Annotated in this window: 6 protein-coding genes; 3 read left to right on the top strand and 3 right to left on the bottom strand. The window is 45.5% G+C overall.

Going from position 1 to position 11,449, the window contains the following annotated elements; translation table 11 throughout:
• Window position 1: 1 nt before the first annotated feature.
• Entirely contained in the window at window positions 2-460 is a 459-nt protein-coding gene (gene mraZ, locus L3V43_RS09615) for a division/cell wall cluster transcriptional repressor MraZ (protein WP_010368661.1), read from the bottom strand.
• Window positions 461-787: 327 nt separating this feature from the next.
• Between mraZ and L3V43_RS09610 the strand changes: the two genes are divergently transcribed.
• A complete protein-coding gene (locus L3V43_RS09610) occupies window positions 788-3,883 on the top strand; it encodes an EAL domain-containing protein (RefSeq protein WP_237116459.1) in 3,096 nt (1,031 codons plus the stop codon).
• A 30-nt stretch (window positions 3,884-3,913) separates the two neighbouring features.
• Here the strand turns inward: L3V43_RS09610 and L3V43_RS09605 are convergent, their stop codons facing one another.
• Window positions 3,914-5,578, bottom strand: coding sequence for an alkaline phosphatase (locus L3V43_RS09605; protein WP_102056072.1), 1,665 nt, complete (start codon window positions 5,576-5,578; stop codon window positions 3,914-3,916).
• Window positions 5,579-5,753: 175 nt separating this feature from the next.
• Entirely contained in the window at window positions 5,754-6,968 is a 1,215-nt protein-coding gene (locus tag L3V43_RS09600) for a cation:proton antiporter (protein WP_010605810.1), read from the bottom strand.
• Window positions 6,969-7,210: 242 nt separating this feature from the next.
• Here L3V43_RS09600 and L3V43_RS09595 point away from each other — a divergent pair, with 242 nt between their 5' ends.
• Together L3V43_RS09595 and L3V43_RS09590 are read left to right on the top strand one after the other, a co-directional pair.
• Window positions 7,211-10,006 (top strand): TonB-dependent receptor, encoded by a 2,796-nt coding sequence (locus L3V43_RS09595; RefSeq protein ID WP_102056071.1) that lies wholly within the window; start codon window positions 7,211-7,213, stop codon window positions 10,004-10,006.
• A gap of 85 nt (window positions 10,007-10,091) precedes the next feature.
• Window positions 10,092-11,438 carry a DUF5690 family protein gene (locus L3V43_RS09590; protein ID WP_237116457.1) on the top strand — a complete coding sequence of 449 codons (1,347 nt, stop codon included), beginning with the start codon at window positions 10,092-10,094 and terminating at the stop codon, window positions 11,436-11,438.
• Window positions 11,439-11,449: the final 11 nt, after the last annotated feature.

Below are 11,449 nucleotides of genomic sequence, written 5' to 3'. Positions count from 1 at the left end.
CCTACAAGGAAAAGTTTTCCAGTTCAGGGCTTTCCTCAAAGTTTCCTGAGTGTTCAATTTCGGTATCTGCCTGCATTTGCTGATACCAGCGTTCTTCGTCCCAAATTTCAAATTTATTGAGTAGCCCAACTAGCATAATCTTTTTGCCTAATTGCGCATGGGACCGCAATGAAGGCGCCAGTAAAATCCGGCCATTTTTGTCTAGTTGGTATTCTGTAGCATGACCTAGCAACATCCGTTGCCAGCGTCTCACCCTGGGATTGGTGTTAGAGATGCGACTTAGTTTGGTCTCAATTTCTAGCCATTCGGAGAGTGGGTAGAGCCATAAGCACGGTTCGTTGATCGCAATAGTACAAATAACGGTTCCCTGATCTTCAGACAGCAGCGGTTGACGGTACTTAGTCGGCACCGCAAAACGCCCTTTGTCATCCAAAGCTAGCGAACTTGCACCTCGAAACATGCGTGATCCTATTTCTAAGTTAGTTGATCCAGTTTGATCCACTAAAACCCACTTTTTACCACAGAAGAACAGTCTAGGGCTTGACAAGCACTTTTGTCAAGCTCAGTCGGTACCTTTAACGCCTTTGAAAGCCAGAAAAATCGCGGGATTTGTGGAAGATCATGAATTTTGTGGAAAAAAGTGGAGAGATGAAAAAATGCCATTTTTTTTGACCGGATAATCACATCATACTTTCAATTTAGAAATTAAAAATTCTATCTGTTAGCCCTTGCTCAGTGATGCTTTTGCAGCTGAATTATTTATGCAAATTTGCTTGGTTGTCCTAACTTGATTCGGTATCATTCGCGCTCTCTGATCAGCTCCATAGGTGGGATTATTCTGAAATCTTCAATACAGTTTCGATTTTATCGCTTACTCGTTCTACTGTGCTTGCCATGTCTGATCATTATTTTATTTCTATTATGTGAGCAACGTCAGCAGGCATTAACACAACAGTCACAACAGGCGCTGCATTACGCCAAACAAGTTGCGGCGATCCAGCAGGTAGAGCTCGCAGATACAGAACAAGTCTTACAGCAACTGTCGACCCGTATCGATCATCTTACGGTAGAGCACGGCAAATGCCCGCCGCTGCTTTATCACGCGATGCTGCTCAGCCCCAACCTAGCTAACCTTGGCATAGTTGACGCACAAGGGAATGTACTTTGTACTACGCATCAAGCAGATCAACGCGAGATCAATATCGCCGATCGTGGTTACTTTAAAACCGCAATGCGCACTGCCCAGTTTAGTATTGGTGAGTATCAAATTGACCGCAGCATGCAGCGTGCAACAGTCAACTTCGCGCTACCAATTTACGATGATCAGCAACAATTTTTATTTATGCTTGTCGCGGTCAAAGGCTTAACGCATTGGAGCCAGACCCTTGCAAAACTGCCTCTTCCTGTTGGTACTCGGGTAATGATTGCCGACGCTAAAGCGCAAATCATTGCGCAATATCCAGCAGCAAATGCAGAACTTGGCCGTGCTGTTAGCAGTTCTTGGCCAAGCAATTTAGGCACACAGGCGACGCTACTAAACACCCCAGAAGGCAATCGCTTGGTGTATGTAAAGCAATCACTCAATAACAGCAACCGAGCGTTACAAATCTACTTTAGTTTCGATTTTGAGTCCCAGTTGAGCAGCATAGATAAGCGTTTTGCACTCTTTCTAGGAATATTTTTGGCGCTTGTGTCTATTTTGTTTTGGCAAACACATTGGCAATTAAAGCAACAACTTTTAAAACCGCTAGGCGCACTCAAGCATGCTATTGCACAACTTGAATCGGGCAAGCAAGATCGCCGTTTTAACGCAACCAAAGTGCCCAGTGAATTTGAGCATATCGCCGAGCGTTTTGCTCATATGGCGCAAACACGCTTAGCCGCTGAAGACAATGCAAATCATAGACTTGCCGTTGTAAAAGCCCTGATTAATGCACTCCCCGATAGCTATGTGCGCTTAGATCAACAGGCTCAGATCTTATCTCGTTATGGCGATTACACAGACAAAGCACAAACGCTTAGGGAATTGCTCCCAGAACATATCTATAAACGGATCCGCGCAGAGCTTGCACTGTTGAATGACAAAACCTATGTGCAACTTGAGTTTTCACCAACCAGTAATCAAGTGGTTGAATGTCGCCTATGTGCCATTGAGTCACATCCACAGGCGTTGTTGATTTTCCGTGATATTAGCCAACGTAAGCATCAAGAAGAAGCACTAAACCTTGCAGCATTGGTGTACAACAATAGCAGCGAATGTATGATCATCACGGATGCCAATGGCTTTATCTTGGACGTCAACCTTGCCTTTACGCGTGTAACTGGTTACTCACGCTCAGAGGTGCTGGGTAAGTCCACTGCCATGTTAGGATCGGGTCAACATGACCGTAGCTTTTACGAATTGATGTGGCAGCAGCTCAACGAACACGGCCGTTGGCAAGGTGAGATTGTCAACCGTAAGAAAAATGGCGAGCTTTACACCGAATGGCTGACTATTGATAGCGTTTACGATAGCAACCGTGAGATCTACCGCCGCGTCGCGATCTTCACCGATATTACCGAAGTAAAGCGTAAAGATGCGCTGATCTGGAAACAAGCACATTTTGACGAATTAACCGATCTTCATAATCGTGTGGGACTTAAAAAACACTTAAAAAAACAGGTTGCCAGCGGACAACAACAAACCGCCGTGTTATTACTCGATCTCGACAATTTTAAAGATATTAACGACACATTAGGCCATTATTACGGCGACTTACTCTTGAAGTTAGTCGCACAACGTTTAAAGAGTATGGCTCCGCATGCGTTTTTATCCCGCATTGGAGGTGATGAGTTTGTCTTTGTGTTGGAGGATGACGAACATAAAGCAAAGTGCAAAGCACTAGCAGCTCAGATCCAGTCCGCATTCAAACAGCCTTTTGAGATCCAAGATGAGCAATGCCATATCACTGCAAGTATGGGGATTGCCACCGCACCAACAGATGGTAATGGTGCAGAAGCCCTATTAAAGGCTGCCGATCAAGCAATGTATCGAGCAAAGCAGCAAGGTCGTAACGGCTATGTGATTTTTGATGACGCTTTACGCAAAGTCGCAGAATCTAGAATGCACATGCTCAAAGGTATTCGTACTGCACTGCATAACAATCAATTTGAAATGCACTACCAGCCTATCGTATCACTTGACGATAATCGCGTCGCCAAAGCCGAGGCCTTGATCCGCTGGCGACACCCAGAGCAAGGTATGGTGAGTCCCGCTGAGTTTATTCCGTTAGCCGAAGAAACCCAGCTCATTCATCATATTGGCGATTTAGCATTTTCGCAGTCTATTGACACGTTGACGCAACTACAGCACTTAGGCCATACAACACAAATTAGCATCAATGTGTCACCGGTCCAATTTGCCGCTAAAAATTGCACCTTAGCAAGCTGGAGTGACAAACTCACAACGCTTGCGATCCCCCCTGAACACGTGGTTTTAGAAGTTACGGAGGGAATGATGATGCACAATGATAGCCGCACTAAACAACGAGTTGAACGCTTAAAGCAGCAAGGTTTTCAATTTGCGTTAGATGACTTTGGCACGGGTTACTCATCACTCGCGTATCTAAAACAATTAGATTGTCACTTTGTGAAAATTGATAAACGCTTCGTCGATGGCATTGCAACCAATGCAGACGATTTAACCCTATGTGAAACCATTATTTTGATGGCTCACCGCCTAGGCTTAAAAGTCATCGCTGAAGGCGTTGAGACCGCGACTCAGCATCAGCTATTAAAACAGGCTGGATGTGATTTTGGTCAGGGTTATTACTATTCAAAGCCGCTACCACAACGCGAATTTCTGACCTTAATGACAGAAAAAAGCCACATTGCTGTAGCTTAACTGAAGTTACTTAAAATCTAGGTGCTTGGCTTATTCAGTTAAACCAAGCGCAGTCATCATTTTGTTTGCAACGTCCACATGGTGCTGCATGGTTGAGAACTGCTTAGTTACGCCCGCAGGACCAAAAGTATAAACCGGTACTGGCGCTGCCGTATGTGTACCAGTACCCCACACTACACTTTGCTCTGAGGCAATCGCGCGAGCAATTTTTCCGGTGTAATCCTCTTTGGCATATACATAGAAGTCACTAAAGTCTTCAAACGCTGGGATCATATCTGCGCTATTTTCATCGTATACACTCTGACCGACTTTTGCGGCATTATCTAGCGTCACCGTGTAAGCCGTCATATCTTCAATGGTCGCTTTCCAAGTTGGACCCGATACATTTTCATAGGCTTCATCAGGCGCAGCTTCTGCAAGGATATCGAAGAAAGTGCCTGTTTGCGCGTAAAGCTTGTCTAGTTGCGCAAGTGGACCAAAGTTAAATTTAGGATGATATTCTTTAGCAACACCATTTACATACATACCATCGCCAGACAGCGTTTGTGCTTCAGGACGCTCATGCTTTGAATAACTAAAGCCAAAACTACCCGTTTCATGGTCTGCAGTCACAACGACTAGCGTATCGTTACGGTCTTTTACCCATTCATGCACAGCTTCAACGGCTTCATCAAATTTAAGCAGCTCATTTAGCATCCAACCTGCATCGTTTGCATGACCCGCCCAGTCAATTTGACCACCTTCAATCATCAAGAAAAAGCCATCTTCATCTTTAGACAAGATATCAAGCGCTTTCACCGTCATTTCTTTTAATGAAGGCTGAGTACAGCTGTTGCTTTGTTGACAAGCTTTGTAAGCAATTGCGTCACTCATACCAGAGTTTGCGAATAGACCTAGTACTTTTTCGCCTTCAAAACTGCTTAATTGTGCTTTATCAAAAGCAAGGCCATAACCATGTTGCTCTTTTGCTTCAACAACTAGGTTAGTTTCATCTCCACGCTTTGAGCTTTTATATACGCTACTAGGCATGCCAAGCGCGTCGAGTTGTGCTTGTACTTCAGCATTGTCAGGCGTGCTCTTTGGTACAAATACGCGAGCACCACCAGATAACATCACATCAACGCTGCCAGAGCGAACTAATTGCTCAGCGATTTCAGCTTCGTATGAACGATGCGGCATATGGGCAGCAAATGCCGCTGGCGTCGCGTGCGTAATACGCGTATCTGAAACAAGACCCGTCGCTTTACCCGCGGCTTTAGCTTTTTCTAAGATAGTCGCTACTTTATTGCCATCGGCATCAAGGCCTATCATTTCTGAGCCTGCTGCAAGGCCGGTTGCTAATTGAGTTGCCGAACAAGCAGAGTCAGTTACTAGACTGCCAGTCGCGCCATGTGGTGCGTTCATGGAAAGGCCTAAATGACCACCCGCAGCAAGTTTAGACAGCGCTGTTTGATTGCCTTTGTTTTTATAAGTTGAGTTTGGCGCGCGCTGAGCATACTCTTCAAGTAAGCCAACTTGCTGTGGTCCCATACCGTCACCGATCATAAGGATCACATTTTTTACTTGTGTCACTTCTTGCACTGGTACTTCTTTGATGACTTCAACTTCTTTGATCACCTCAACGGTTTTTGTATCGTCATCACACGCGGTAAGTAGAATTGCAGAGATAGCAACTGTAAGTAACTTTTTATTCATTGTACTGTTCCTGAAACGTAATATTTGTCTGTAAGGCGGGCACAGTCTAGGCGCGTTACATGACTTTTTTATTTCAGCAAAGTGACAAAAAATATTTTATTTCACAACAAGTTACAATATAACAGTACAATTCAGATACGAAATCATACGCTATACCAATTGTTATTTAGAGTAATCACTCTCGACCAGAAGCACTGGTAAATAATTTAGAAATGGGTCGACTAGATAATCCAAACACAAAAATGCTCAACAGCACCGTTGCCATTGCCACTTGAGTAATTTGCAAACCATTTGGCAACTCTTCGCTGAGTAGCATTAAGGTTAGCACCACCGAAGCCAATCCCTTGGGGCCAAACCAAGCTAACGTAAAGCGCTCTTTGGTTGTCAGTGCACCACCTAACAAACAGAGGAATACCGGGATCAATCTAAACATGGCAGTTGCTAACACTGCGTACACCCAAACCTGCCATTGGGTAACGTTTAGCAGCACTACACTGGCCGACAAACCAAACACAATCCAGATCATAAAAGCCGCAAATTCGGCGAGGTGCTCACCTTCTTCGATAAGCTGATCTTTAAACTCATCACGATAATATTTATCAAACAGCAAACCGCTGACAAATGCAGCAATAAAGCCACTGCCATGCAAAGCTTGAGTTACCGAGAAAACTAAAAAAGCGATGCCAACAAAGAGAAAAGGGCTGGTTTTAGACGCAAAGTAATGATGTTGATAGGCGCGTTTAAGTAACCAAATGATCACCCCAGTCAGTAACCCCGCGACAACGAGTGCAATCCCCACTTCGCGTATAAAAATCCAAGCAAATGATTCGGTCGTCGCTTGCATTCGCTCAGCTAATACTCCCAGTAAAAACAGAAATACCGGAATACATAGGCCATCATTCAAGCCACTTTCCACATTAATTGCCTCACGTAATCTGGTGGGCACAGACTTATCCTGAATGAAGGTTTTGCATAAAGTGGCATCGGTTGGGGTGATGATCACCGCAATTAAAAAGCAAGCCAACCAAGATAACTGGAACAGCTCATGGGCCACCCACGCGCCAAATACCATGGTTAATGGCAGCCCGAGTAATAATTTAACCGGTAACTGGAAGCTGTGAGATAACACCCGTAATCGCGTTTTTGCAGCATCGGAAAATAAATAAATCGCAAGCGTCAACTCAATAATCGGCAACCAAGTTTGTAGGCCATTAATATCTACCGCTAAAGCTTGTTGCCCTCCTTCAATATTACCAAGCACAAAGCCTATCGCCCCGCCCGTTAGCACAAACCACATAGGTGCGGTGAGCTCCGCCCTATCTAGTTGTCGAGCTGTAATGCTATAAATAAAAAGAGAAAGTCCAATCGCCGCAATCAAAGCATAAATCACGTTGCCATTCCTTTACTGAAAACCTGTCGCTGATAACGCGAGTATGACAAATCTTATTCAGTTAAGCCAAACATCTAACAACATCCTCCTATCTCCTTTAAAGCGAATCAAACAACAAAGAGCAGTAGGCGCTAGTTAATTTTTCACCTTTGTGTCATCGGAATGTAAAAAACCGTCATTACTCTATCTGCAACAAACTGGACTAGACCAGAAATTTAACCCAAACTTTTGAGAAAAGAGCAATGAAAAAACTAACCCAAATCGCTGCTGCCGTGTTACTCGCCACCAGTCCCAGCTTATATGCTGCAACAGGTAAACTCGTTGGTGTTGTAAAAGACCCACAAAGTAATCTTTCTGGCGCTGTTATCTCAGTAAAAGGCCAAGATGTATCCACAGTATCTGATTATCGTGGTCGCTTTGAACTACCAAAACTGGATGCCGGTCGCTACACCTTAGTCGTGAAATATATGGGTTATCAGGAAACTGAACTACAGGTTGAGGTTACTGATGGCAAAGTCACTACGTTGTCTCCAATCTTATTAAACCATCAACAAGCGATGGAAGAAGTGGTCACGGTTGGGCAAATCTTCCGTGGCGCAATGGCCGCTGCAAATAACCAAAAAAATGCCAGTAATATCAAAAGTATCATTTCTGCCGATGGGATTGGTAAGTTACCAGATAGAAATGCCGCTGAAGCCGTACAACGTATTCCAGGTGTGTCGATAGAGCGTGACCAAGGTGAAGGCCGCTTTGTTGCAGTGCGTGGTTTACCGTCACAATGGAGTTCGGCCAGCATCAACGGTAACCGCCTTCCAACCGCAGAAGAGGAAACCACCAGCCGCGCCACTGCGTTCGACTTTTTTCCAAGCGAATTGATTGAGTTTGTGGAAGTGTCTAAAGCTATCACTCCCGACATGGAAGGCGATGCGATTGGCGGTAATGTTAATTTCGTGACCAAAAAAGGCGCTGATGATTTTATCCTCAAAACCAACTTTGCTGTGGGCCAAAACGAACTGGCCGATGGTACAAATTATTCTGCCAATGTGGTGTATGGCGACCGTCTACTCGACGACAAGCTAGGTTTTATCATTAACGCCACAGCGTGGCAGCGTGATTGGGCAACCGATAATTATGAGCCGCGCCGGGGTAACGATGGCTTAGGCATTTACCGTTTAGAGCTGCGTGATTATACCGGAACCCGTGAAACTTACGGCTTAAATGGCTCGCTGGAATATCAACTTGAAAGCGGCACGCTCAGCGCCAGCGCGCTATATGGCACACTGATTGATGATGAAACCCACTATAAGCACAGGCTGCGTTTTGATAAAGACCGTGCTGAGCTGCAGCATATTCGCAACGAACTCATCACCGAAATGCAAGGCTTTGAAATTGCAGGTGAACATGACTTTGGCTTTGATAAAACGCTCTCTTGGCAACTAGCCACGTACGAAAATGAGTTTCGCTATGGCGACAAACCCAACAGTGAAGACAATAGCTATTTTGTCGCCCGTTTTGATCAAAAAGAGGTTGGATATGTTGGACTTGAAGACCGCGATACCGGTAAAAATTATGCCTACAACCAAGTAGACGGCGGCAGTGACCCTTGGAACGCCATTAGCAATCACTTCCCCTCGGGCTTTACACTCGATCCAAGCAAAATGGGTTTGTCTTGGGTTGAGCTATACAAAGTCTACGTCAACGAAAAAGACAGACTGGTAGCCAATGCCGACTTTGACTGGCAATACAATAACCAGCTAGCCGTTAAATTTGGGGCAAAATACCGTGACAAAGTCCGTAAAGCTGACTTTGCCGACGAGTTTTACGCGTGGGACAGCGAACAATATGGCGCAGCGCCAACGCTTGCAGACTTTGCCTTAAGCGATCAACCCGGTCGCAGCGATTACTTAAGCGAAGCCAAGTTTGATTATCGCACGCAGTTGTCGCAGGTGGCTTCCACCGATGCTCTTGCCCAGTTTTGGACGCAAAATCGCAATAAGTTCAAGCTAGATGTGGGTGAATCAGCACTCATCAGCAACGGTGGAGCGCTGGGCAGAAACTTCGATGTTGAAGAAACCCACACCTCGCTCTACGGTATGGCAACTTACCAAGCTAACGACAACTGGGAAGTATTAGGCGGCTTACGCGTTACCCGCACCGATACCGAAGTGTCTGGTTACACTTATTTAGCCGACGAAGACAAAGTTGTTGATACCACCAACAGCAATGATTATTGGTCCATATTACCCGCACTACATGTTACTTATCGTGCCAATGATGATACCAATTATCGCCTCGCACTAACTCGCACCTTTGCCCGTCCTGACTTTGGCTCATTAACACCAGGGGCAACTTACCTTGAGCAAGACAACCAGCTTAACTCAGGAAATCCAGCGCTCGACCCTACGTACTCAAATAATCTCGACTTGATGGTGGAACATTATTTTGACCGCGTTGGCTTGGTCTCTGCGGGGGTATTCTACAAAGATATCCAAGACCCAATCTTCCAAGCCACCAGCGTTGGCAATTACAACAACAAGCAAGGCGTGACCATCATCCGTCCTGAAAACGGCGATAGCGCTTGGCTTGCGGGCATTGAGCTGGCATTTAACCGCGACCTTGGTTTTATTTCTGACAGTTTGAGCAACTTTGGGGTAATGACCAATGCGACCTTTATGGACTCTGAAATGCAGATCCCAGAGCGCACAGAAAAAGTAGCCATTCCACGTCAGGCCAATGAGCTTTACAACTTTACGCTGTATTACGACGACACCCGTTTTGCCGCTCGAATAGCACTTAATCATAAAGGTGCTTATATCGAAGAGCACGGCGGCGATAGCCAATCGGATAGCTACTATGGTGCCAATACCAGCGTCGACTTTACAACGTCATACCAACTTAACGAACAAACGTTAGTTTACCTAGAGCTGAGTAACCTCACCAATGAAGCATTGCAGTACTACCAAGGTGAGCAGGGCCGTCCATTACAGGTGGAATACTATGGTATCCGCGGCATGGTCGGCATTAACTACCAATTTTAATACCAATTCACTTGATTAAGCCGATTGGTATACACCGGTTGACGGGCAATCCACAAAGGATTGCCCTCGAATTACCGAGGATCCTATGATGTTGCAGATCACCCTATTTAACGCCCGCCCGCGCTGGCTAAAAGACGCCCAAGGTATCGGCTTTGTACTATTTGCCGCGACCAGTGCGTTTATGACTTACTTTTGTATGTACGCCTTTCGTAAGCCATTTTCGGTCAATACCTATGAAGCCTTTGATGACCCGAGCTGGGTTGTTAGCTTTAAAATTGCCCTGATCCTTTCGCAAGTGTTTGGCTACCTATGCGCGAAATTTATCGGCGTTAAAGTGATTGCTGAAATGCAGCATCATTATCGCGGTCGTGCGATTTTGGCCATGATTTTAGCCGCCGAGCTTGCACTGGTGCTATTTGCCATCACTCCTACGGGCTGGAATCTGGTTTGGCTGTTTGCCAATGGCCTCTCCCTTGGCATGATCTGGGGTTTGGTTTTTAGCTTTTTAGAAGGTCGTAAAACCACCGAAATCTTAGGTGCGGTACTCAGCGTTACTTTTATTCTTGCCTCTGGATTGGTCAGAACTGTGGGCAAATGGCTGGTGAGCGAACTCAATGTGCCTGAACTGTGGATGCCAGCGGCAACCGGAGCGATTTTTCTGCCGCTGCTTGTACTCAGCGTTGCTTGTCTTAATAGTATTCCAGAACCTACACAAGAAGATGAACAATTACGACAAAAGCGCGCGCCAATGGATGGCAAAGCCCGGCTGGCGTTTTTTAAACAGTATTGGTTTGGAATAACCGTACTGGTGCTTAGCTTTTTACTCTTTACCGGCTTTCGTGACTTTAGAGATAACTTTTCAGCCGAGATCTGGCAGGCCTTAGGGTATGGGCAAGAACCCGCGATTTTTGCTTATGCCGGGATCCGCATCGCCTTTATCGTGCTCATTGCGCTTGCCGCTTTGGTGTTAATTAAAAATAACCACATCGCATTTTTTGCCAACCATGGCTTTGTCTTACTCGGGGCTTCACTGCTGGCTGGCAGTACGTATTTATACCAAACCCAAAGTCTCGATCCTAAAACGTGGATGGTACTGCTTGGGGCTGGTCTTTATATCAGTTATATCCCCTATAACTGCTTTATGTTTGACCGCATGATCTCAGCAGTTGGCTCGACTGCGAACGCAGGGTTTTTGATTTACCTGGCGGATTCGGCGGGCTACATCGGCTCAGTGGGCATTTTGCTCTATAAAACTTTTGCCACACCTGAGCTCAGCTGGCTGCACTTTTTTACCATGGCTTGCTATTGGGTAGCGTTTATCGCAAGCGCCCTCGTAGTGAGTTCAATTATTTATTTTGCCGTGAAATTAAAGCGACCACGTAAGGCGTCAACGCAAGTACGCACCACGGCACTTTCATCACATATTTCCTAGCTAGGAGTCTT

The sequence above is a fragment of the Pseudoalteromonas sp. L23 genome (genome assembly GCF_021728455.1).
Taxonomy (GTDB): Bacteria; Pseudomonadota; Gammaproteobacteria; order Enterobacterales; family Alteromonadaceae; genus Pseudoalteromonas.
The sequence above is the reverse complement of the archived record's forward strand: the minus strand, read 5'-3'. Positions and strand labels throughout refer to the sequence as shown.

Bases quoted from the DNA above. Each gene is read 5' to 3' on its own strand.
- mraZ (WP_010368661.1), bottom strand. From the start codon at position 460: ATGTTTCGAGGTGCAAGTTCGCTAGCTTTGGATGACAAAGGGCGTTTT.
- L3V43_RS09595 (WP_102056071.1), top strand. From the start codon at position 7,211: ATGAAAAAACTAACCCAAATCGCTGCTGCCGTGTTACTCGCCACCAGT.
- L3V43_RS09590 (WP_237116457.1), top strand. From the start codon at position 10,092: ATGATGTTGCAGATCACCCTATTTAACGCCCGCCCGCGCTGGCTAAAA.
- L3V43_RS09605 (WP_102056072.1), bottom strand. From the start codon at position 5,578: ATGAATAAAAAGTTACTTACAGTTGCTATCTCTGCAATTCTACTTACC.